Below are 23,482 nucleotides of genomic sequence, written 5' to 3'. Positions count from 1 at the left end.
GGGGTCGCGACACCGTCCTGTCGGTGTTCGCGGGATCCCGTCCGTGTCCGCGGGATCCCGTCGTGAGAGCGCGGACGCGGTCAGTCGACGACCGGGCGCAGTCGCCCGTACTCGACGCCCAGGTCCTCGGTCCGGAGCACGCGCCTCGGTGGTCGTTCGTCGGTGACCTCGATCGCCACCATCCGGTCGGCGCGGAACGCACGGACGCCGTCACGCAGTCGGCACCACGCGACCAGGTACCACTGCCCGTCCTTCTCGATCGATCCCAGCGGTTCGACGTCCCGGATCGAGACCGCGCCGTCCGCAGCCCGGTACCGCAGGCGCACCACCCGGTCCGCACCCAGCGCCTCCGCGAAGGCGACCGGCGTGACGGGGTCCTCGTCGGCCTCCAGGAAGTGCACCCGGGACGCAGCGGCACCAGCGCGAGCCGCGTCGCGGTCCGGCATGACAGCGAGCACCTTGCGTGCCGCGGTCCGGGCAGCCTGCCGGAACGGGCTGTTGCCGAGGGCGCCGAGGCCGATCAGCACCGCGAGGGCCTCGTCCGGCGTGAAGCCGGCGGGGCCGAGCGTCGCCGATGCGTCGATGACGTACCCGCCGGTGCGGCCGGGCTCGGCCCAGATCGGCAGACCCGACTGCTGCAGCGCCGCCAGGTCCCGCTCGACGGTCCGCACGGACACCTCGAACCGCTCCGCGAGACGCCGTGCGCTCCGCGGCCGGGGTGCGGCGGCCCGGAGCTCCTCCACGATGCCGTAGAGGCGGTCGGTGCGGTTCACGGACCCATCATCCGGCAGGGCGGACCGGTCCGCGGACGTCGGGTCCCCGAGCGCCCTTCGGTGCGACGGTGCTCACACGTTCGCGAGTGGCAGGAGATGCGTACAGGTGAGGATCGCGAGAAGAACAAGTTATTCAAAATTGTTCCTACTGCCGACCACGAGAAGAACACCGCTGTAATTCACTCGATTGCCGTATAACGGGATCCCCTCCGCTCGCCGCGCCGTTCGAGCCGACCGTCCTCGACCAACTGGTTGAGTAGCCTCGTCGCTTCGAGCGCAGTCAGGCCCGTGAGGCGGCGAACGTCGGCATTGACCACCTCTCTGTCTGCAGCGGCCTCCATGACCATGTCCTGCAGTTCTTCCTGCGACACACGGTACGCAGCAGGCGATGAGAGATCCGGATGCAAGCTGTACCGCGCCGCTCCGCGCTGTCCCGTCTGACGAAGGAGATGACGATCGCGCAGGCTCTGCAAGACGGCTCGCGCCTCCGCCGGATCGGTCGTACCGAGGTACTCACGCGCACCTGAGTTCGTCAGTTCCTCGCCACGAGCAGCGTGGATCATGAGAAGGCGTTCGTGTGGCTGGAGCTCGCGAGACCTCTCGAGCTCACTGACCCAGCCTCGTTCGCGCTCTGTGATGGGGCCCCGCATCGGTAAGGTCACCGTCACGAACGCCCCATCATCGTCGAAGACGGGCGCGTCGAGTAGGGCGTCGCGCATGGAGTCCTGCATGACGTCGACACCACGGCCCGCATCTTCAGCCAGCGCCAGTGAACGGAGGATGTCGATGATGATCGGGTTCCTCGCCGACTGCGCGACCCGCATCGTCTCGACCGTGACGGGCTCGGGCAGGCTGCCAGGCGATCGAACGATCACCGAATCCTCCCTGATCTCGACTATGGTCGCGGCACGATCTGTCTCGTAGCTCCGGTGCGCAACGGCATTGGCGATTGCTTCCCGGATCACTACTACGGGCAGCCTCGGCAGGTCGTACCGGTACACGCCACTCACGATGAGATCCGTGCCCAGTTCATCGCTGATGTACCGCGAAGCATCGAGTACTTGTTGCTGCAGCGGTCCATCGAAAACGGTGCGGCGGTCGTAGTTCACACCTTCGCCTCTGTACCGCCGTACCTCGACGACGCACTTGCGAAGATCCATGGAGTCTCGAGGATGAGTCAGAAGGAGCGCTCCGGCGATCGTGAGCACTCCGTTCTTCAGAAGCCCCCGCTCCTGGAGCCGGTCCGCGAGGTGCGCGTCGGTCAGAGACCAGCCACGGTTCCCCCCGACCTGGCTGAGAAGGTCGGGATCGATGTCCTCGAGTGTGGATCGCGACTCGACGGTCTCGAAGCGCTGGAACGACCTGCTGCTGATGAAGGAGAAGAGCTCGGTTCCTAGCAGAGCGTGATTTCGCGGTCCCCTCCTCACCAGGACCCGACCGTTGGAAGTCTGCGCGAAGCCCTCAGATCGCTTTGCGATGCGGATTGCGGTGATGTCGACGTCCCCCACACGGACGGACAGCACTTCGTAACGGCCGATGTCGTGACAGCTGAGGAGGGCCTCGTTCACTTGTTCAGCGACACCCTGATCAAGCGGACGACCCCGTACCGTCCCGTTGTCGCTCACTCCGACGAAGATGATCCCTCCGTTGGTGTTCGACAGCGCCACGGCAGCTTCACCCAGCGGAGTCGATCCTGTCCCGGTCTTGAACTCGACCGTCTCAGACTCTCCGGGGAACTCAACGACGAACTCTGCCGCCGTGTACTGCGTTTTCAGGCCCACATGCCAAGCTTACAGTTTGGCAAACTTGTTGAACAAGCGCGAGAAAAAATAACTTTGTCTATCACTGCGGCATGTCGACGAACCGCGAGAACATCCCGTGGAACGCCACCGTGATGGTGTCCGTCGGGCCGTTGCGGTGCTTCGCCACGATGAGGTCCGCCTCACCCTGACGCGGGTTGTCCTTCTCGTACGCCGACTCACGGTGCAGCAGGATGACCATGTCGGCGTCCTGCTCGATGGAGCCCGACTCACGCAGGTCCGAGATCATGGGCTTCTTGTCGGCACGCTGCTCCGGACCACGGTTCAGCTGCGACAGCGCGATGACCGGCACGCCGAGCTCCTTCGCCATGAGCTTCAGCGCACGCGAGAACTCCGAGACCTCCTGCTGACGGCTCTCGACCTTCTTGCCCGAGGTCATCAGCTGCAGGTAGTCGATGACCACGAGCTTGAGGTTGTGCTGCTGCTTGAGCCGGCGGCACTTCGCCCGGATCTCCACCAGGGTCATGTTGGGGGAGTCGTCGATGAAGAACGGGGCGTCGTTGATGCGCCCGCGGGTCTGCGCGATGGTCGTCCAGTCACGGGAGTCGACGGTGCCCTTGCGCATGTTCTGCAGCGGCACGCTCGACTCGGCGGACAGCAGACGCATCGCGATCTCGGCGCGACCCATCTCGAGCGAGAAGAACGCGGCGGTCTGGTCGTGCTTGAGCGCTGCGGCGCGGCACAGGTCGAGCGCCAGGGTCGACTTGCCGAGCGCGGGCCGGGCGGCGACGATGATGAGCTGCCCGGGGTGGAAGCCGTTCGTCAGGGCGTCGAGGCCACTGAACCCGGTCGGGACGCCGGTCATCTGCCCGTCGCGCCCCTTGGCGGCCTCGATCTCGTCGATCGCGGCGCCGATGGCGTCGGTGAGGGGCACGTAGTCCTCGGTCTGCACGCCGCCGGCGACGTTGTAGACCTCCGCCTGCGCGCTGTTCACGAGGTCGGTGACCTCACCCTCGGACGCGTAGCCCATCTGCACGATGCGGGTGCCCGCGTCGACCAGACGGCGGAGCACGGCCTTCTCGGCGACGATCGCTGCGTAGTACCCGGCGTTCGCCGCGGTCGGCACCATGCTCGTGACGCTGTGCAGGTACTCGGCGCCGCCGGCCCGGGAGAGCAGTCCGGTCTTGGTCAGCTCGTCGGTGACGGCGATCACGTCGGTAGGCTCACCGTGCGAGTACAGCGACAGGATCGCGTCGAAGATGACCTCGTGCTTCGGGATGTAGAAGTCCACCCCGCGCGCGGTCTCGATGACGTCGGCGACGGCGTCCTTCGACAGCAGCATGCCGCCGATGGTGGACTGCTCCGCGAGCAGGTCGTGCGGCGGCGTCCGCTCCGAACCCCGTTCGGACAGGTCCTGCGGGGACGGATCGAGATGCGCGATCGACACACGGACTCCCTCTTGTCGTGACGGTGCGGGCCTCGGCCCACACCGGCTTTCCTACCCCGGACGACCGACATCCCCTGCCCTCCGCCGAGTCGCTGGGCCAAGCTACGGGGACAGAGTTATCCCCAGCAAACGGCCCTGTGGATAACTCTGTGGAGAGGATGCGGAACACGCCGGACTCGCATGTGCACAACTGTGGATGGACGTGTGGACAAGTCGGCATTCGAACACGTGTTCTTGCCCCGGACCTGGGCTTTTCCGTTCCACACCGTGTGTGGAGAACCGCGGTTCAAGTACACCTTGAAGGTTCCGATTCGGGGCGTTTCGACTGTGTAAAACGACTTGACAACAGGCCCTCCTGTGGGGAGCGTTCTCGGTTCGTTCCCAGCAAGCCCGGACGGGCGCGAGGGGTAACCGGCCAACGCAGCAACACCTGTCCCACAGCAACACCCGCGCGCGCGGCGAGCCGCGCGCACGACGAAGGGCGGGCCTCCCGGAGGAGACCCGCCCTTCGACGGTGGTGACGCTGCTTACTTGGCGGCGACGACCTGCAGGGAGATCACCGCGGTGATGTCCTCGCGCAGACGCACGGTGGCCTCGTGGTCACCGACGGTCTTGATGGTCGCGGGGACCTCGACCTTGCGCTTGTCCAGCGAACCGACGCCCTGCGCCTGGACCGCGTCGGCGACGTCCGCCGGGCGGACCGAGCCGAACAGGCGGCCGTCCTTGCCGGCCTTGACGGTCAGCTTGATGGTCGCGTTCTCGAGCTTCATCTTGAGGTCCTGGGCCTCTTCGATGGTGGCGAGCTCGCGAGCGGCACGGGCCGCACGGATCGACTCGACCTGCTTCTCGCCGCCCTTGGACCACGCGACGGCGAAGCCCTGGGGGATGAGGTAGTTGCGGGCGTAGCCGTTCTTGACGTCGACGACGTCACCGGCGGAACCGAGGCCGGAGACCTCGTGGGTGAGGATGAGCTTCGACATGGTGATCCTCTTGATCAGCGGCCGGAGCCGGCGTAGGGGAGGAGCGCCATCTCACGGGCGTTCTTCACGGCACGGGCGATGAGGCGCTGCTCCTGGACGGAGACGCCGGTGATGCGACGGGCGCGGATCTTGCCACGCTCCGAGATGAACTTGCGCAGGGTCGCGACGTCCTTGTAGTCGATGACGCCGACCTTGATCGACTTCGCGGGAGCGGCGTTCTTGCCGCCCTTGCCGCGAGGCTTCCGGCGGTCGCCGGTGCTCTTTCCAGCCATTGTTTGTCCTTAGAGAAGAAGAAGTTGTGTGTCCGTCAGACCGCTGAGGATCAGAACGGGGTCTCGTCGTCGTACGAGCCGCCGGGCTGGCTCCACACGTCGTTCGACTGTGCGTTGCCGCCCTGCTGGCCGCCCTGGGGCGACCACGGTGCGTCCGACTGACCGCCGCCGCTGTTGTTGTTCCAGCCGCCGCCGTTCCCGCCCTGGCCACCGCCGGAGGCGTTGCCGCCGCCGACCTGGCCACGACCGCCACCGGAGCCACCCGCAGCGCGGGTGATCTGGGCGGTCGCGTAGCGGAGCGACGGGCCGATCTCGTCGACCTCGAGCTCGATGCTCGTGCGCTGCTGGCCCTCACGGTCCTGGTAGGAGCGCTGACGGAGACGACCCTGCGCGATGACGCGCGAGCCCTTCGTCAGCGAGCCCGCCACGTGCTCGGCGAACTCGCGCCACACGCTCGCACGGAGGAACAGCGCGTCGCCGTCCTTCCACTCGTTCGCCTGACGGTCGAACGTGCGAGGGGTGGAGGCGATGGTGAAGTTCGCCACCGCGAGCCCGTTCTGCGTGTACCGCAGCTCCGGGTCTGCGGTGAGGTTGCCCACCACCGTGATGACGGTTTCGCCGGCCATGAGCTACTCGGCGCTCGCGGTCGCGTTCGCGGCCTTGCGGGCCGCGCGGGCCTCGTCGCGCTGCTTCTGCGCGGCGACCTGGGCGATCGCCTCTTCGGCGCGGAGGACCTTCGTGCGGAGCACGGCCTCGGAGAGACCGAGCTGACGGTCGAGCTCCTTGGCGGCCTCGGGCGTCGAGGTGAAGTCGACGACGGCGTAGATGCCCTCGGACTTCTTCGCGATCTCGTAGGCCAGGCGACGACGGCCCCAGACGTCCACGTTGTCGACGGTGCCACCGTCGTTGCGGATGACCGCGAGGAACTTGTCCAGGCTGGGAGCGACGGTGCGCTCGTCGATCTCGGGGTCGAGGATCGCCATCAGTTCGTACTGGTGCATGCGGAACCCACCTCCTTTGGTCTCGGCGGCTCCGGGCGGTTCCCGGAGCAGGAGGGTTGATGCATGTGTCCGGACACGCAGGAGCGCGTGGACAACTCGAGTAGCTTAGCCCACGGCCTGGAGGCGCGCCACCGGTCGTGCAGAGCGGCCGGCGTCGTCAGGCGGTCGCGCCGTCAGGTGGTCGCGTCGCGCTCGGCCCACCAGGCGCGCAGGCGCTGCTCGGCCTCGTCTGTGCCGAGGGGACCCTCGTCCATGCGGACCTCGAGCAGGTGGCGGTACGCCTCGCCCACGGCACGCCCCGGCGGGATGTCGAGGATCCGCATGATGTCGTCGCCCGTCAGGTCCGGACGGATCGAGTCGAGTTCCTCCTGGTCGGCCAGCGCCGTGATGCGGTCCTCGAGGTCGTCGTACGCGAAGCCGAGCCGGTCGGCCTTCCGACGGTTCCGCGTCGTGACGTCCGAGCGGGTGAGCTCGTGCAGGCGCTCGAGCAGCGGGCCGGCGTCCCGGACGTAGCGGCGGACGGCGGAGTCGGTCCAGGCACCCTCGGTGTAGCCGAAGAACCGCAGGTGCAGCTCGATCAGTCGGGAGACGGCGGCGATGGTGTCGTTGTCGAACCGCAGTGCCCGCAGTCGCTTCTTCGCGAGCTTCGCGCCGACCAGGTCGTGGTGGTGGAAGCTGACGGCACCGCCGGGCTCGAGCTTGCGGGTGGCCGGCTTGCCGATGTCGTGCAGCAGGGCCGCGAGCCGGAGCACGGTGTCGGGGGCCTCGCCCGGGTGCCGCTCGGCCTCGTACCCGATGGCTTGGGACAGCACCGTCAGCGAGTGCTCGTACACGTCCTTGTGGTGGTGGTGCTCGTCGATCTCCAGCCGCATCGCGGGGAGCTCGGGCAGGAAGCGCTCAGCGAGCCCGGTGTCCACGAGCAGGCGGATGCCGGGGACCGGCTCGGACGTGTTCAGCAGCTTCACGAGCTCGTCACGCACCCGCTCGGCCGACACGATGTCGATCGAGTCGGCGAGGTCCGTCATCGCGGCACGCACCTCGTCGGACACCGTGAAGCCCAGCTGCGCGGTGAATCGTGCGGCGCGCATCATGCGCAGGGGGTCGTCGCGGAACGAGACGGGCGCCGCCTGCGGGGTGTGCAGGCGCCCGGCGAGCAGGTCCTCGACCCCGCCGTGCACGTCGACGAGCTCACGCTGGGGGAGGCGGAGCGCCATGGCGTTCACCGTGAAGTCACGGCGGAGCAGGTCGTCCTCGATGGTGTCGCCGAACGCCACCTCGGGCTTGCGGGTCTCGCCGTCGTACACGTCGCTGCGGTAGGTCGTGATCTCGACCTGCTCGCCGGCGACCCGGGCGGCGATGGTGCCGAACTGCCGACCGACGTCCCACGTCGCGCTCGCGATCGGCTCGACGATGCGCAGGACGTCGTCGGGGCGGGCGTCGGTCGTGAAGTCGAGGTCGGTGACGGCACGGCCGAGGAAGGCGTCGCGGACGGGGCCGCCGACCAGCGCCAGCTCGTGTCCGGCGTCGGCGAACGCCCGAGCGAGGACGGCGACGGGCTCGGTGGCTGCGAGTGCGTCGAGTCGTTCGACGGCCTGGGCAACGGACTGCATGACGGACCTCATCCTCCCAGATCGGTGCGCCGAGTTCTCCACACGGCCCGCGCGCACGGGATCGTCCCCGTCCGCCCCTCGTACACTCGTGCTCGGCCGGAACCGACCCTCGGGCCCTCCTGTATGCACATCCTCCGCTCCACGCTCGCCGCCGCTGCCACGGCCCTCGTCGCCGTCGGCCTCGTCGCCACGCCCGCAGGTCCGGACCCGGCGCACGCCGCCTCCGTCGACCGCACCACGACGCGCACCGCGGCTCCGGCCGCCGCCGACCAGGGGAAGACCACCGTGTCGATCGCCCCGGCCGACCGCGGGATCGTCCGACGGGACGAGGACCTCCAGGTCACGGTCACGGTGACGAACGACACCGACACGGACGTCCCCGCCGGGTCGGTCGAGCTCGACATCTTCCGCTCCGAGAGCACGCGCGACGTCCTCTCCGACTGGCTCTCCGACACCACCACGACCGGTTACCTCGGCGCCCCGATGGACTCGGCGGACGTCCCGATCGTCCCGGCGCACCGCTCGGTGACCCAGACGGTGACCATCGTGCCGGGCAACGTCGCACTCGGCGGCTACTCGTCCTTCGGCGCCCGACGCATCGCGGCCGAGTACACCGCGGGCGACACCTTCGCCGTCGCCCGGTCCGCGATCACCTGGTACCCGGACTTCCAGCAGACCCCGGTCGGTGTCTCGGTCGCGATGCCGATCACCCTGCCGAGCACGGCCGACGGCGTGATCGGTGCCAACGACCTCGCGGCGGCGACCGCGGTGGACGGCACCCTCACCCAGCAGCTCGACGCCGCCGTGGACCACAACGTGGCCGTCGGCGTCGACCCGAGGATCATCGCCTCGATCCGGCTGCTCGGCGAGAACGCCCCGTCGAGTGCGCGCAACTGGCTCGACCGGCTCGAGGGGCTCCGGAACGAGACCTTCGCGCTGTCGTACGCCGACGCCGACGTCACCGGGCTGCGCCAGGCCGGCGCGGACGGGATCCCGGGCGTGATCTCGCTCGACCAGGCGGTCGAGGAGCAGAACTTCCCCGGTGCCAGCACGCCGACCCCGACCCCGACGGCCACCGGGACGCCGACGGCCTCGGCCAGCGCGGGTGACCCCGTCGACGAGACCCCGGACGCGACACCGACCCCCTCGGACGACGTGACCGCCGGCACCCAGGACGGCACGGGCCAGGACGGCACAGGTCAGGACGGCTCGGGACAGGACGACACCGACGGCACGACCACGACGCTGCCGACCACCGCCAGCCTGCTGGACTTCCCGTACGCACTCGACGACGTCGCGTGGCCGGTCGAGAACACCGTGGCCACCGACGACCTGCCCGCACTCGCGAAGGCCGGCACCGAGACGACGATCATCGCGAGCGGCAACACCTCCGCCGGCCCGGACACCACCGTCTCCGCCGCCGAGCGCATCGGCGACCAGAAGGTCCTCGTCGCCGACCAGGGCATGTCTGCCCTGCTGCGGGACGCCGCCGACGCCACCGACCAGCGCGCCTACGACGCGGCCGTGGCGGAGCTCACCGCGACCCTGGCGACGGCGGCGCGTGCCGGTACCGCGCAGAGCCCCGTGCTCCTGACCCTCGGCCGCAGCTGGCCGACCGAGACCGGTCGGCTGAGCGCCGTGCTCGACGCGCTCGAGGACACCCCGTGGGTGTCGCCCTCGGACCTGTCGACCGCGGCGAAGGCGACCGCCGGCTCGCTCACCCTGGCGCCGGCCGACGACGGCGACGCCCGCCTCGACCGCCTGCGGACCCTGGTGGACAGCGAGCGCGAGCTCGTCGCCTTCGCATCGGCCGTCGACGACCCCGCGACCGTCACCGCCCCTGCGCGGCTCCAGCTGCTCGCCCTGGCGTCGAACGCCTGGCGGGACGAACCCGACGCCCTCACCACCGCCGTCGACCGGCAGGCCCGGTCCTGGACGCAGACCACCGACCAGGTGAGCATCCCCGACTCCAGCTCGCTGACGCTGCTCGGGGACCGATCGTCGCTGCCCGTGTCGGTCCGCAACCGGACGGACTACCCGGTCACCGTGCGCCTCAACGTCCAGCCGTCCAGCTCGGCGCTGCAGGTCGTGCGGAACGACATCGAGGTGAAGCTCCAGCCGCAGTCCTCCGCCCGCACGACCATCCCGGTCCGGTCGGTCGCGAACGGCACGGTCAACCTGACGATGTCCCTGACCACGCCGACCGGGGTCACCGTGTCGCAGCCCACCACGGTCGAGCTCAACGTGCAGGCGCAGTGGGAGACCGTGATCACCGCGGTGGCCGCGATCGGCCTCGTCGCGATCTTCGGCTTCGGGATCTTCCGCAGCATCCGGAAGCGCATCCGCCGCCGCAACGGCGAGCTCGACGACGAGGACGACGACGACCCGAACCGTCCGCTCGCGGTCCAGCCCGATGCCCCCGGCGCCCCTGCCCGATCGGGAGGCCCGTCCCACGTCGCACAGGCGGCGCCCGCCGCCGCCGTGGTCGGCACCACTGCCGCGTCCGGTCCCGCGCGCGTCGCACCGCAGCAGGCCGGTGCGCGCCCTGCGGACGCGACGGTGCGCGACGGCGGCGAGCCGCGCCTCCAGGCCGGCCGTCCGGACCAGGACGACACCCCGCCAGATCCCGAGGAGCCGACCATCAGCACGCAGCAGCAACCCGCCGTCGACGCGGAGCCCGCGGCCGAACGGAACCTCGGTCGGGCGAGCGCGATGCTCGCGGCGGGCACGATGCTCTCGCGGGTCCTCGGCTTCGGCAAGACGTTCGTGCTCGCCTACGCGATCGGTCAGGCGAAGTCGCCCGGCGCCGACGCGTTCGCGCTCGCGAACCAGCTGCCGAACAACATCTACGCGCTCATCGCCGGTGGTCTGCTCTCCGCGGTGCTCATCCCGCAGATCGTCCGGTCGATGCGGGAGAGCAGCGACGGCGGTACGGCCTACGTCAACAAGATCGTCACGCTCGGCGCGACGGTGTTCGTGGTGATCACCATCGTCGCGACGGTCCTCGCGCCGTTCCTCGTGTTCGTCTACAGCCAGCAGGCGACCGGGGACGGCAAGGGCTTCACGCCGGCACAGACCGACCTGGCCGTGGCGTTCGCCTTCTGGTGCCTCCCGCAGATCCTCTTCTACGCGCTGTACTCGCTCCTCGGTGAGGTCCTCAACGCCAAGCAGGTCTTCGGCCCCTTCACGTGGGCACCGCTCATCAACAACGTCATCGCCATCGCCGGTCTCGTCGTCTTCATCGCGATGTTCGGCGGTCAGGACGTCAACTCCTCGGTCGACGGCTGGACACCGCTGAAGATCGCGGTGCTCGCGGGGAGTGCCTCGCTCGGCGTCTTCGCGCAGGCCGCGTTCCTGCCGTTCTTCTGGCGGCGCGCCGGCCTGTCGTTCCGCCCGGACTTCCGCTGGCGCGGTGTGGGCCTGAAGGCGACGGGCACGGCGGCCGGCTGGCTGTTCGCGATGATCCTCGTGACGCAGCTGGCGGGCATCGTGCAGTCGCGCGTCGCGTCGCTCGGTACGGGCGCCGCAGGCAACGCGGTGCTGCAGAACGCGTGGCTGCTGTTCATGCTGCCGCACTCGATCTTCGCGGTGTCGATCGCGACGGCGTACTTCACGCGGATGAGCCACGACGCCGGCCGCGGCGACCTCGACGCCGTCCGGCGCAACCTGTCGCTGTCCCTGCGGATCGTCGGACTGTTCACGGTGTTCGCGTCGGTGGCGCTGATCGTCGTCTCCGTGCCGTTCGGTCGCATGTTCGCCGGCACCTTCGAGCAGGCGCTCTCCATCGGCGCGGTGCTCCTCGCCTACATGCCCGGCCTGGTGCTGTTCAGCATGCTGTTCATCATCCAGCGCGTCTTCTGGGCGATGCACGACCACCGCACGCCGTTCCTCATGCAGTGCGTGCAGTCGGTGCTGTTCGTCATCGGAGCCCTGGCCGTCGCGACGTTCCCGCAGAGCATCGTCGGCGTCTCCATCGCGGCGTGCACGACGCTCGCCGGCACGGCGCAGACGATCATCGCGCTCGTGCTCGTCCGTCGCCGCCTGAACGGCATCGAGGGCCCCGTGGTCACCCGCTCCCACGTGCAGTTCGTCATCGCAGCACTCATCGCCGGCGTCGCCGGGGCGGCCGTCGTCACCGCCCTCGGGACCTTCTCGCCCGACGGCTTCGCCATGTCCGACCGGACGGGCGCGCTCGTCACCATCGCGCTGACCGGAGCCGTCATGGCGCTCGTGTACTTCGGCGCCCTGGTCGTGTCGAAGAACGGCGAGATCGCGAACGCGGTCGCGCTGCTCCGCAAGCGGCTCGGACGCTGACCGCCGATCGTCCGCACATCGGCTGTCCGCTCATCGGCTGTTCGCTCACCGGCTGTCCGCTCACCGGTGGGCCGGAATGTCCCGCCGCTACCATGTGTTCACCCGGTCAGCACTCAACGGAAGGGCAGCGAGGCATGCGCCAGCTCATCATCATCGGTTCCGGTCCCGCCGGGTTCACCGCCGGCATCTACGCCGCGCGCGCGGAGCTCAAGCCCCTGATCGTCGCGTCCAGCGTCGAGACCGGCGGCGAGCTCACCAAGACCACCGAGGTCGAGAACTTCCCGGGCTTCCCCGAGGGGATCCAGGGCCCGGACCTCATGATCAAGATGCAGGAACAGGCCGAGAAGTTCGGCGCCGAGGTCCTGTACGACGACGCGGTCTCGGTCGACCTGACCGGTGAGGTCAAGAAGGTCACCGTCGGGTCCGGCGAGACGTACGAGGCCCTCGCGGTCATCTACGCGACCGGATCGGCGTACCGCCACCTCGGTCTCGCCGACGAAGAGCGTCTGTCCGGCCACGGCGTCAGCTGGTGCGCCACGTGCGACGGGTTCTTCTTCCGGCAGAAGAACATCGCCGTCGTCGGCGGCGGCGACTCCGCGATGGAAGAAGCCACGTTCCTCACCCGGTTCGCCGACAAGGTGACGGTCATCCACCGCAAGGACAGCCTGCGCGCGTCGAAGATCATGCAGGACCGTGCGATGAACGACCCGAAGATCGAGTTCGCGTGGAACAAGGAGGTCACCGGGATCACGGGTGACTCCTCGGTCGAGGGCGTCACCCTCCGCGACACCGTCACCGGGGAGGAGTCCTCGCTCCAGCTCGACGGCCTGTTCATCGCGATCGGCAACGACCCGCGGACGCACCTCATCCACGGGCAGATCGACCTCGCTCCCGAGGGCACGATCGCGGTCCAGGGTCGTTCGTCGAAGACCAACCTCCCCGGGGTCTTCGCCGCGGGCGACGTCATCGACCCGACCTACCGCCAGGCGATCACGGCAGCCGGTTCCGGTACCGTCGCCGCCCTCGACGCGGAGAAGTACCTCGCCGAACTCGACGACGCGCTGGTCGACCAGGCCGAGGGCGTCACGCCCGCGGGGCCGGCGATCATCGACGTCGAGGCCGCACGGGCCTGATCCAGACCGGAATACCGCAGCGGCCCAGCCGTTGCACCAACTGAACTTCTCGAAGGAGCACACATGTCCAACGCAAAGGCCGTCACCGACGCCACCTTCTCGGACGAGGTCCTCAAGTCCGACAAGACCATCCTCGTCGACTTCTGGGCCGAGTGGTGCGGCCCGTGTCGCGCCGTCTCCCCGATCCTCGACCAGATCGCCGCGGAGCACGCCGACAAGATCGAGATCGTCAAGCTCAACGTCGACGACAACCCGCAGTCGGCCATGAACTACCAGATCACGTCGATCCCGGCGATGAAGGTGTTCAAGGGCGGCGAGGTCGTCAAGACCGTCATCGGCGCCAAGCCGAAGCCGGCGCTCGAGGCCGACCTCGCCGAGTTCCTGGCGTAGTCCGACCGACAGACCGCGAACGGCCCCGCTCTCCTCGGAGGGCGGGGCCGTCGCCGTTCCCGGATGCCGGCTGCGCGCGCCAGGGCCACAGCTTCAGGATCGGCCCCCGCCTCCCACCGCGGATCCGGCAACGCATGTCGTAGTGTGGCGGGAATGTCCCACTGAACGGAGCACACGATGACGAACGGCAACAGCCTCGACCCCTGGTACGACTCCTACGCCCAGCGCACCGCCGGGCTGAGCGCCTCCGAGGTCCGAGCCCTGTTCGCCGTGGCATCGCGGCCCGAGGTGGTCTCCCTCGCCGGCGGCATGCCGTACGTCTCGGCGCTCCCGCGAGAGCTCGTCACGGGGTCCATCGACCGCGTGATGACCGAGGACGCCGCGATGGCGCTGCAGTACGGCGGTGGGCAGGGCCTGCGCTCCCTCCGCGAGCACATCGTCGACGTGATGAGCCTCGAGGGCATCCGTGCCAGCGCCGAGGACGTCGTGGTCACCACCGGCTCGCAGCACGCGCTCGACCTCGTCACGCGGCTCTTCATCGACCCGGGCGACGTCGTGCTCGCCGAGTCGCCGTCGTACGTCGGCGCCATCGGCGTCTTCCGCTCGTACCAGGCGGAGACCGTCCACGTGACCACCGACGAGCACGGCCTGGTCCCCGAAGCGCTGCGCGAGGCGATCGCGAACCTGCGCACGCAGGGCAAGCGGATCAAGTTCCTCTACACGATCCCGAACTTCCACAACCCGGCGGGTGTCACGATGAGCCGTGAGCGCCGCATCGAGGTCCTCGACATCTGCCGCTCGAACGGCATCCTCGTGCTCGAGGACAACCCGTACGGACTGCTCTGGTTCGACGAGCCCGCTCCGCAGGCGATCCGGTCGATCGACGACGAGGGCGTCGTGTACCTCGGGTCCTTCTCGAAGACACTGGCTCCCGGCTTCCGTGTCGGTTGGGCCCTCGCCCCGCACGCCATCCGCGAGAAGCTCGTGCTCGCCAACGAGTCGGCCGTCCTCGCTCCGAACTCCTTCGGTCAGTACGTCGTCAACGCCTACCTGGACGCCGCAGACTGGAAGGGGCAGGTCGACACCTTCCGGGGCCTCTACGCGGAGCGCAGGGACGCGATGATGGCCGCCCTGGGGGAGTTCCTGCCGGACCTCACCTGGACGAAGCCGAACGGTGGGTTCTTCGTCTGGCTGACGCTGCCCGACGCCCTCGACTCGAAGGGCATGCTGCCCCGTGCCGTGAAGGAACTCGTCGCGTACACACCGGGGACCGCCTTCTACGCCGACGGCCGTGGCGGCGGCAACATCCGCCTGTCCTTCTGCTACCCGACCCCCGATCAGATCCGGGTCGGCGTCAAGCGCCTGGCCACCGTCATCAACGACGAGCTCGAGCTCCTCGAGACCTTCGGACACACAACCCGTCCGAGCGCGGTGTCCGAGTCGCGCTCCACCGTCGTCGCGCCGCCGCCGAACGTGTCCTGATCAGCACTTTCATCGTTCGCTCTTCCCGGAGGACCCTCGCATGGCCGAGCTCACCCGTCGTCACGTCGTCGTCGTCGCGGGAGGGATCTCGCACGAACGAGACGTCTCCCTGCGGTCAGGGCGACGCGTCGCCGACTCACTGACCGGTTACGGCTGGACGGTCGACCTTCGCGATGCCGACGCGTCGCTCCTGCCCGCGCTGCGCGAGTCACGCCCGGATGTCGTCTGGCCGGCCCTGCACGGCGCGTCCGGCGAGGACGGCGCGCTGCGGGGCATCCTGGAGGCGCTGGACATCCCGTTCGTCGGCTCCCGTTCCACGTCAGCCCGGCTCGCATGGGACAAGCCCACCTCGTCCGCGCTCGTCGCGCGGGCCGGTGTGCGGACCCCTCGGTCGGTCACGTTGTCGCACGACGTCTTCCGCGAGCTCGGTGCCGTGGGCGTCCTCGACGCCATCGCCGCGGAACACCCGGTGCCGCTCGCCGTGAAGCCGGCACGAGGCGGGAGCGCACAGGGGGTCACGCTCGTCGAGGACGCACACGATCTCCCGCGTGCGATGGTCAGCGCGTACACCTACTGCGACGACGTCGTGGTCGAACAGCTCATCCGCGGCACCGAGGTCGCCGTCGGGATCATCGACACGGGTGACGGCCCGGTGGCGCTCTCGGCGGTCGAGATCGTCCCGAAGAGCGGGACGTACGGGTTCGAGGCGCGCTACAACGCGGGGGAGACGACCTTCTTCACGCCCGCCCGACTGTCGGGCGACTTCGCCTCCGCCGCCGCAGACGCAGCCGTGTCAGCGCACACGGCGCTCGGTCTCCGCCACATCTCGCGCGTCGACCTGATCATCGATGCGGCAGGGACGCCGTGGTTCCTCGAAGCCAACGTCCTCCCGGGTCTGACCGAGACCTCCCTCGTTCCGCAGGCGCTGAGTGCCTCCGGCTTCGACCTCGGTTGGACCTACGCGGAGCTCGCGGAACAGGCCATCCGGGACCACCGCAGCTGACCATGTCAGTACGACGCAGGGGCAGTGTTCCACGTGGAACACTGCCCCTTCTCGTTGTGGCCGTCCCGTTGGGCGCTGCCGCGATCGTCGGCGAGGTTGCTCATGCTGTGGCATCGGTGACCGCCCGGCGCGCGCTCGGCACGATTCCGACTCGCAGCGCAGGGAGGACCGCGGGTACCGGAGCGGTGACGGCCATCGTCGTCCTCGGTTTCGCGAATGCAGGCCCCGAACCGAACGCGGTGAACCGGTGGCGCGCCCGTATCGCGGTGCGCACGGCGCGGCGGTACGAAGCGGCGGGTGACACTGCCACCGTCGTGTGCTGCGGCGGAGCGGTGCGCGGTGCGTTCCCTGAGGCTGATCTACTCGAGGATGCGGTGCGCAGGCTCAGATGGACCGGTGCGGTCAGGAAGGATCGCGACAGCGTCTCCACATGGGAGAACATCGCGAACGCGAGGCCGATGATCGCCGCCGCAGACCGCGTCGTCATCTGCTCGAACGGACTCCACGCCGCGAAGGGGCGAGCGTACCTCCGCCGCCAGGACCCGCACCTGGCGTCGAAACTGGCCCCAGCGCTGGACTATCGCGTCGGAGAGATGCTCTGGGCGAAGCCGGTCTTCGCCGCCGTCGGTATCTGGAAGCTCCTCCGGACGCGCCGTTCCACGTGAAACACTCCGACGAGTGGTCCCCGGATGCACTGTCGCCCGTCGTGGGACGGTTGACGAGGACGTCTCCGGGGAGGGCGCCGAACCACGTGATCCGGACGCGGTGAACAGAGCCGGCGTGCGTTCGTCATCTCCATCGGGAGAGGGGCGCGGAGGCCGATCATGCTCGCCAGCGCGGTAGAGGTACTGCATCGCCGGTTCCCAAGCGGAGATTGCGCCGATCAGTCCCTCGGCTGCTGACCGGGTGCGGACAGCTCTCGCACGACGGTCGTCGTCGAGGTGCACCGCGCCGCCGATTCTCCAACCTCGACCCTTCGTGCAGCCCCGACCCTCGCACTGGTGCAGGAGCGGACTCACGGCGCCTCGTGCACCAGGGGCAAGCCGGTCGTGAATTGGTGCATCCGGCGCACAGGTGCCGCACATCGCTCCGGTCCTGGTCGACCCTGACGGTGGCCTACGGGCGTCGCAGGATGCATCGGGTTCGCGCTCGCACCTCCGAACGGCTCGGCTCGAGCCTCACCTGAGCCGATGCCGTCGGTCGCAGCGATCCTCGTCCTCCTCGATGAACCCCCGCCAGCCCAGAGACCGTATCCCACGGCGCGCGTCGCTTCGCGCGCGTCGCGGGCCGAGCGGGGGAGGGCGGCGCTGTAGAACGATCAGTGCGGACGAGTTCGAGCAAAGCAGGCCCCTTCCCACCGTGGCGCACTGCAGCCACGGGATGCGGGCCAGCCGCGCGACACCCTCCGCAGGTCGCCTCCCGTGGATGGTGCGGGCATCTGCATCCTCACCCCGGACGTCACGCTACCGTCACCAGGGGGCGAGGTAGGGATCACATCACGTGGCTCCGTCGAGGTCGTCGCACCGCTGTCGACCGTCCGCGGCGCCCGACGGTACTGCCGACGGCCAGGGAGCCGTGCCGCCCGTAGCCGCAGACGGACCGCTCGTTGTCGCACCTTGCGCACATCCGGGTTGGGCCGACCTACTCAGTTCGAAGTCCACAGCGCCCGCTCGCTCGTGCCGCCAGCGTGAGGACGAACGATGCGCTGCCCGCTTACGGTGTGAGGTCGGGTCTCAGCACCAAGCCACGCGGCCGTCGTCCGCCCGAGGTCCGGCGCCGCACCCGTCCCGGGTTGTTCTGATCGAACGCCGTCACAAGCATCGTTGCGCCGTCGCCGTCGCCGTTGCCAGGGAGGCCGAGCACCAAGCCGTTTCTGTCGCGCACGACCGCTCGTTTGACGGGCGCACCGCCGGTACCGCGAACACGAGGATCGTGGTCGAGGTCGAGGTCGACGACCGACGCACTCGGAGGACAAGAGGGAGAGAGACCATGGAGCAGTGATGGTGCCAGCACGTCCGGTGGCCCGTCATCGCGTAGCGGCCATGCGATCCGCGTACTGCCGCAGGCTCACCCCAGCTGCACTCCGCGAGCCGTACGCCGGCACAGGCTCCGATCGGTAGCACCGGAAGAACTCGGTGGCGTACGCAGCCTTCTCCAGCTCGCAGGGACCACCGGCAGGCACGCACATCGTCACATCGTCGAGATGTGCGGGCCGCGAGCGCCCGAGCAGCCTCGCGAGACGAGACGGCTGACCCGAACAACCGGATTCAGACGTTTCACGTGGAACACTGCCTCAACGGCCTTGGCGTACGCGCGAGCGCAGCTGTCGCCCTCGGCGCCTCGTCAACGCCGCCGTACGCCCCGCAGGCGGCCGAACAGGTCCGACCGGGGACTGGATGACGGGGACGCACAGTACGCTCCGCACACGGCCACAGGGCGCCGTCCCTGCACCAACGACGGCCTCCGAGCGCGTCTAGCCAGCGATGTCGCTGATGCCCAGCTCGCCGAGGATGCGGTTGAGATCATCGCCGTTCGCGAAGTCGATCGTCACCGAGCTCTTGCGAGCACCAACCGCGATCTTCACGCGTGTGTTCAACCGATCACCGATGCGCTCGGCGAGGTCGTTGAAGTGCGCCTGTCGCTTCGTCGGCTCCGCCTTCGGCTTCACCGGCGTCTTGGCCGACAACTGCTGCGCGATCGCCTCTGCGGCCCGGACGGACAGGTCCTCGTTGACGATCTTCTCGGCGAGGTACTCCATCGCCTCGGCGTCCGGTGCCGCGAGGACGGCACGTGCGTGTCCCGCGGACAGCACACCGGCAGCGACGCGGCGCTGGACGGGGGAGGGCAACCGGAGCAGACGGATCGTGTTCGTGATCTGCGGACGCGACCGGCCGATGCGCTGCGCGAGCTGCTCCTGCGTGATCCCGAAGTCCGCGAGCAGCTGCTGGTACGCCGACGCCTCTTCCAACGGATTGAGCTGTGCACGATGCAGGTTCTCGAGCAGCGCGTCCCGAAGCATCGCGTCATCAGGGGTGTCCTTGACGATCGCGGGGATGGTCGCGAGCCCGAGCTCCTTCGTGGCACGCAGACGACGCTCACCCATGATGAGCTCGTACTGCGCCTCGGTGCCTGATGCGCCGGCGATCGGACGGACGACGATGGGCTGGAGCACACCGATCTCGCGGATCGAGTGGACGAGCTCCTGGAGCTCCTCCTCGCGGAACTCCTTGCGCGGCTGCTGTGCGTTCGGCACGACGTCGAGCGGATTGAGGTTCGCCAGACGTGCGCCGGGAACGGCGACGAAATCCTCAGCGGTCGCACCGGCGGAGGGCGCCGAGGCCGGGGAGCCGCCCGTGGGGAAGAACACGTCGACGGGCCGGTCCTGCTGGTCCGACGCCGTCGGGATCAGGGCGCCGATGCCTCGTCCGAGTCCAGTTCGCTTGGGTGCCATCAGTCCTGCGCTCCTCGTGCTGCGATCTCGGCGGCTGCCTCGAGGTACGAGAGCGAGCCCGACGAGTTGACGTCGTACGACACGACGCTCTGTCCGTAACTCGGTGCTTCGCTGACGCGCACCGACCGGGGGATCACGGCCTTCAGCACCTGCTCGCCGAAGTGCTCACGGACATCCGCTGCAACCTGGTTGGACAGGTTCGTGCGTCCGTCGAACATCGTGAGCAGGATCGTGGACACCCGGAGGTTCGGGTTGAGGTGGCGTTCGATCAGCTCGATGTTCCGCAGGAGTTGGCTGAGGCCCTCGAGCGCGTAGTACTCGGTCTGGATCGGGATCAGCACCTCCTGCGCGGCGACGAATGCGTTGATCGTCAGGAGGCCGAGGGAGGGCGGGCAGTCGATGAAGACGTAGTGGTACGGCTCCTCGAGCGACGACAGGTACTGGTCAAGCGCCGTGCGCAACCGCTGCTCACGCGCGACGAGAGAGACGAGTTCGATCTCCGCACCCGCCAGGTGGATGGTCGCCGGGACACACCAGAGCGTCTCGGACTCTGGCGAGCGCTGAACAGCATCGGCGATCGGCGCCTCGTCCACGATCACGTCGTAGACGCTCGTCACTTCGGCCTGGTGCTCGACCCCGAGCGCGGTCGAAGCATTGCCCTGCGGATCGAGGTCGATCACCAGGACACGGGCACCACCGTGCGCGAGGGCAGCCGCGAGGTTCACCGTGGTGGTCGTCTTCCCGACGCCACCCTTCTGGTTCGACACGGTGAACACGCGAGTCTTCGCGGGGAGCGGGAACTGCTGCGTGGCGATCGCTCGCCGCCGCCGGTTGAGGTCAGCGATCTCGCGAGCCAGGGGCGTCGACGAGTCGTAGTCGGTCGATGAACTCAACGAAGACCTCTTCCCCGGGTCAGTGTTCCACGTGGAACGTCGGGCTCTCTGGTCCAGCACAGCCGGACCCAGCCGCGGCGTCAGTCAACTGTAGCCCGGAAGACTCGCGTGGTCTCCTCGACCACACCGTCTCCGAGCTCGAGCACCTCGATATCGGCCAGGCGCTTCCGGAGGATCACCTTCCGAGCCTTCTCGATCTCTTCGTCGACCCGCGCACCCTTCATCAGGATGAGCTGACCACCCGACCGCACCAGCGGGACCGTGAGCGGGATGAGCTTCGACAGCGCACTCACCGCACGAGCCGTGACCTGGTCGACGACGACCGAGTCTGCGACGTCCTCAGCCCGCCCGCGGAGGACGGTGACGTTCCCCAGCCCGAGTCGCTCGGATTCGGCGTTCAGCCAGTCGCAGCGACGCTCCATCGGTTCGATGAGCGTGAAGGAGACGTCGGGACGGGCGATCGCGAGCACCAGGCCCGGGAGCCCCGCTCCGGAACCGACGTCCGCGACGCGACCATCGGCCTCCAGGAGCGGCGCGAGCAAGGCAGAGTTGAGGATGTGTCGCGTCCACAGGCGGGGGAGTTCGAGGGGTCCGATGAGGCCCAGTTCCTCGCCGCGACGAGCGAGCTCGGCCGTGAAGGACCGCGCGACCTCGATCCGGTCGCCGAACAGCTCCGCAGCGGCAGCCGGCTCCCGCTCGAGGACCGGCGTGACCTCGTCGGTCATCGCGTGACGACCGTGTGGCGGTCTCGTCCCTCGCCCTCGGACTCCGAGTGGAAGCCCTTCTCGGCAACCAGGTCGTGCACGAGCTTGCGCTCGTAGGACGACATCGGAGGGAGCGCCGCCGACGACGAACCGCTCTCGATGCGCTCGACAGCCGTGTCGACCAGACGCTGGAGCTCCGTCGCTCGGGCGTCACGCGAGCCACCGACGTCCAGGATGAGGCGGCTGAACTCGCCGGTCTCGGCCTGCACGGCGATGCGGGTCAGCTCCTGCAGGGCCGACACCGTGTCCGGCTTCGAGAGCACCCGCAGTGCGCCGCCCTCGTCGCTCACGGACAGGTACACCCGTCCGCCACGCTCCTCGATCTCGATGTCCCCGTCGAGGTCGCAGATGTCGAGGAGTTCCTCGATGTAGTCCGCCGCGATGTCCGCTTCGTCGCGGACCTCGTCGGTCTCGGTCTCCGCCGCGGCGTCGACGGTGGGTGCGGTGTCCTGCTCGGTCACTTACTTCTTCCCGTTCTTCTTGGAGCGGTTCTTGCCGACGGGCTGCTGACGCTGCGTGGTCACGCGGACGGGCTCGACCTCGACCGCGGTGGAGCCAGCGCCGGCCTCGGCGAGCACCGGGGTGCCGCGACGCTGGGCCTTCTTGGCCAGGCGGGCCTCACGGGCGAGTGCGGCCTCGGAACCCGGGGTCGGCATGCTGCGGATGACGAAGTACTGCTGCGCCATCGTCCAGATGTTGGAGGCCAGCCAGTAGAACATGACGCCGAGGGGGAAGCTCAGACCCGAGATCACGAACACCAGCGGGAGGATGTACAGCATCATCTTCTGCTGGCGGTACATCGGCGACGCCTTGGTCTCCGGCGACATGTTCTTCGCCACGAGCTGCAGCTGGGTGACGAACTGCGACGCGGTCATCACGACGATCATGAAGCCCGCGATGACCCGGACCTCCCACCCGGAGGCGTTCGTGAAGGTCTCGTGCAGGGGAGCGCCGAACAGGGCCGCGTTGCCGAAGTCCTGCGCCAGGGTGTTCGTGAGCAGACCGATGCCGGTCTTGTTGATCTGCGCCTCGTGCAGCACCGAGTACAGCGAGAAGAAGATCGGCATCTGGATGAGCAGCGGCAGGCAGGAGCTCAGCGGGTTCGTCCCGGTCTCCTTGTAGAGGGCCATGGTCTCGCGGCTCATGGCCTCACGCGAGAACTGGTCCTTCTTGCCCTTGTACTTGTCCTGGATCTTCTTCAGCTGCGGCGCCACCTCGAGCATGCGTCGCTGCGACTTGATCTGCCGGACGAAGATCGGGATGAGCGCGGCCCGCACCACGAAGGTGAGGAAGATGATCGACAGCACCCAGGTGATGCCGGCCGACGGGTCCATGCCGATCGACTCGAAGATCCAGTGGAAGGCCACGAGGATCGCCGAGACCACCCACTTCAGTGGCCAGAGGATCGTTCCGATGAAGTCCATGAGGACGGTCACGCCTTTCGAGTGCGCTGGGGGAGCAGGACCGGACGACGGGCATCGCCGGACGGCTGGGGGTGCAGCTGGGACGGGGGGAGCACGAACCCGAACCGGGTCAGGCGGTAGGGGCGGCGGCGGTCACGCACGTCGTCGATCCCGCCTGCGGCCCACGGGTTGCACCGCGCGATCCGCCAGGCCCCCATCGCCGACCCGCGCACGACGCCGTACTGCTGGATGGCCTCGAGCGCGTACCGTGAGCACGACGGGTGGTAGCGGCAGACGTTCCCGTACAGGGGAGAGATGACCGCGCGGTAGGCGCGCAGCACGACGACGCACACGTTGCGCGGGAGCAACGCGACGACCCAGGCCAGTCGGTTCAACGCCAGCCGGGTCCACTGGATGCGGTTCATGCTGCCTTCTCCACCCCGCGCGCGAAGGAGCGCGAGACGTCTCCGAGCAGGCTAGGCCATCCGGCCTGCGCCGCGGCTGGCAAGGCCCTGATGACCACGTCGTGGCCGGTCGGCACCTCGGTCAGCAGATCGTGGGCGATCGCCTTGAACCGACGTCGCACCGTGTTGCGGGTGACGGCGTTGCCGACCGTCTTCGCGACGATGAACCCGAAGCGGGTCGGGTCGTCCGGACCGGGCTCGGCCCCGACGGGTCGACGGACCACGGATACGACGACGTGCGCCGTGGCGCTCCTGCGACCACGACGCACGACGGACCGGTAGTCCTCACCGCGGACGATGCGGTTGGCGCGGGCCAACACGATCGCTACCGGGTTCCGATTC

The 23,482-nt window shown here is 68.8% G+C and carries 21 protein-coding genes; 6 read left to right on the top strand and 15 right to left on the bottom strand.

Features of this window, described 5'->3' with window-relative positions; genetic code table 11:
- Window positions 1–80: 80 nt before the first annotated feature.
- From JOD95_RS09575 to JOD95_RS09540, 8 genes are all read right to left on the bottom strand, one after another.
- A complete protein-coding gene (locus JOD95_RS09575) occupies window positions 81–773 on the bottom strand; it encodes a YafY family protein (RefSeq protein ID WP_209684779.1) in 693 nt (230 codons plus the stop codon).
- Window positions 774–952: 179 nt separating this feature from the next.
- Window positions 953–2,554, bottom strand: a complete 1,602-nt coding sequence (locus JOD95_RS09570; RefSeq protein ID WP_209684777.1) for an ATP-binding protein — start codon at window positions 2,552–2,554, stop codon at window positions 953–955.
- A 61-nt stretch (window positions 2,555–2,615) separates the two neighbouring features.
- Window positions 2,616–3,980 carry a replicative DNA helicase gene (dnaB, locus tag JOD95_RS09565; protein WP_066657525.1) on the bottom strand — a complete coding sequence of 455 codons (1,365 nt, stop codon included), beginning with the start codon at window positions 3,978–3,980 and terminating at the stop codon, window positions 2,616–2,618.
- Window positions 3,981–4,507: 527 nt separating this feature from the next.
- A complete protein-coding gene (gene rplI, locus JOD95_RS09560) occupies window positions 4,508–4,960 on the bottom strand; it encodes a 50S ribosomal protein L9 (protein ID WP_058728351.1) in 453 nt (150 codons plus the stop codon).
- 14 nt (window positions 4,961–4,974) lie between these two features.
- A complete protein-coding gene (rpsR, locus tag JOD95_RS09555; protein WP_017887834.1) occupies window positions 4,975–5,232 on the bottom strand; it encodes a 30S ribosomal protein S18 in 258 nt (85 codons plus the stop codon).
- Window positions 5,233–5,282: 50 nt separating this feature from the next.
- Window positions 5,283–5,858, bottom strand: coding sequence for a single-stranded DNA-binding protein (locus tag JOD95_RS09550; RefSeq protein WP_209684775.1), 576 nt, complete (start codon window positions 5,856–5,858; stop codon window positions 5,283–5,285).
- A gap of 3 nt (window positions 5,859–5,861) precedes the next feature.
- Window positions 5,862–6,233, bottom strand: a complete 372-nt coding sequence (rpsF, locus tag JOD95_RS09545; RefSeq protein ID WP_058728349.1) for a 30S ribosomal protein S6 — start codon at window positions 6,231–6,233, stop codon at window positions 5,862–5,864.
- 173 nt (window positions 6,234–6,406) lie between these two features.
- Entirely contained in the window at window positions 6,407–7,843 is a 1,437-nt protein-coding gene (locus tag JOD95_RS09540; RefSeq protein ID WP_066658858.1) for a CCA tRNA nucleotidyltransferase, read from the bottom strand.
- A 123-nt stretch (window positions 7,844–7,966) separates the two neighbouring features.
- Here JOD95_RS09540 and JOD95_RS16390 point away from each other — a divergent pair, with 123 nt between their 5' ends.
- The 6 genes from JOD95_RS16390 (at window position 7,967) to JOD95_RS09510 (ending at window position 16,830) form a co-directional block, all read left to right on the top strand.
- Window positions 7,967–12,157, top strand: coding sequence for a DUF6049 family protein (locus JOD95_RS16390; protein ID WP_245172039.1), 4,191 nt, complete (start codon window positions 7,967–7,969; stop codon window positions 12,155–12,157).
- A 134-nt stretch (window positions 12,158–12,291) separates the two neighbouring features.
- Complete coding sequence (gene trxB, locus JOD95_RS09530; RefSeq protein ID WP_066657530.1) at window positions 12,292–13,290, top strand: thioredoxin-disulfide reductase; 999 nt, start codon at window positions 12,292–12,294, stop codon at window positions 13,288–13,290.
- 63 nt (window positions 13,291–13,353) lie between these two features.
- Window positions 13,354–13,680, top strand: a complete 327-nt coding sequence (trxA, locus tag JOD95_RS09525) for a thioredoxin (RefSeq protein ID WP_022832611.1) — start codon at window positions 13,354–13,356, stop codon at window positions 13,678–13,680.
- A gap of 177 nt (window positions 13,681–13,857) precedes the next feature.
- A complete protein-coding gene (locus JOD95_RS09520; RefSeq protein ID WP_209684773.1) occupies window positions 13,858–15,162 on the top strand; it encodes a PLP-dependent aminotransferase family protein in 1,305 nt (434 codons plus the stop codon).
- A gap of 40 nt (window positions 15,163–15,202) precedes the next feature.
- A complete protein-coding gene (locus JOD95_RS09515; RefSeq protein WP_066657533.1) occupies window positions 15,203–16,165 on the top strand; it encodes a D-alanine--D-alanine ligase in 963 nt (320 codons plus the stop codon).
- A gap of 107 nt (window positions 16,166–16,272) precedes the next feature.
- Window positions 16,273–16,830, top strand: a complete 558-nt coding sequence (locus tag JOD95_RS09510; RefSeq protein WP_209684771.1) for a YdcF family protein — start codon at window positions 16,273–16,275, stop codon at window positions 16,828–16,830.
- Window positions 16,831–18,638: 1,808 nt separating this feature from the next.
- Here the strand turns inward: JOD95_RS09510 and JOD95_RS09505 are convergent.
- From JOD95_RS09505 to rnpA, 7 genes are all read right to left on the bottom strand, one after another.
- Window positions 18,639–19,616 (bottom strand): ParB/RepB/Spo0J family partition protein, encoded by a 978-nt coding sequence (locus JOD95_RS09505; protein ID WP_209684769.1) that lies wholly within the window; start codon window positions 19,614–19,616, stop codon window positions 18,639–18,641.
- Window positions 19,616–20,509, bottom strand: a complete 894-nt coding sequence (locus JOD95_RS09500) for a ParA family protein (protein WP_066657539.1) — start codon at window positions 20,507–20,509, stop codon at window positions 19,616–19,618. Before JOD95_RS09500 ends, JOD95_RS09505 begins: the two co-directional genes overlap by 1 nt.
- 80 nt (window positions 20,510–20,589) lie before the next feature.
- Window positions 20,590–21,234 (bottom strand): 16S rRNA (guanine(527)-N(7))-methyltransferase RsmG, encoded by a 645-nt coding sequence (gene rsmG / locus JOD95_RS09495; RefSeq protein ID WP_209684767.1) that lies wholly within the window; start codon window positions 21,232–21,234, stop codon window positions 20,590–20,592.
- Window positions 21,231–21,734: a R3H domain-containing nucleic acid-binding protein gene (locus JOD95_RS09490; RefSeq protein ID WP_209684765.1), complete on the bottom strand. Its 504-nt coding sequence runs from the start codon at window positions 21,732–21,734 to the stop codon at window positions 21,231–21,233. Before JOD95_RS09490 ends, rsmG begins: the two co-directional genes overlap by 4 nt.
- A complete protein-coding gene (gene yidC / locus JOD95_RS09485; protein ID WP_066658860.1) occupies window positions 21,735–22,697 on the bottom strand; it encodes a membrane protein insertase YidC in 963 nt (320 codons plus the stop codon).
- Window positions 22,698–22,705: 8 nt separating this feature from the next.
- Window positions 22,706–23,101, bottom strand: a complete 396-nt coding sequence (yidD, locus tag JOD95_RS09480) for a membrane protein insertion efficiency factor YidD (RefSeq protein WP_081985178.1) — start codon at window positions 23,099–23,101, stop codon at window positions 22,706–22,708.
- Entirely contained in the window at window positions 23,098–23,460 is a 363-nt protein-coding gene (gene rnpA, locus JOD95_RS09475; RefSeq protein WP_066657545.1) for a ribonuclease P protein component, read from the bottom strand. The genes yidD and rnpA overlap by 4 nt, the downstream gene beginning before the upstream one ends.
- Window positions 23,461–23,482: the final 22 nt, after the last annotated feature.

The sequence above is a fragment of the Curtobacterium sp. 1310 genome (genome assembly GCF_017834105.1).
In the GTDB taxonomy this organism is placed as follows: domain Bacteria; phylum Actinomycetota; class Actinomycetes; order Actinomycetales; family Microbacteriaceae; genus Curtobacterium.
This window is presented reverse-complemented; position numbering and strand designations above follow the sequence as displayed.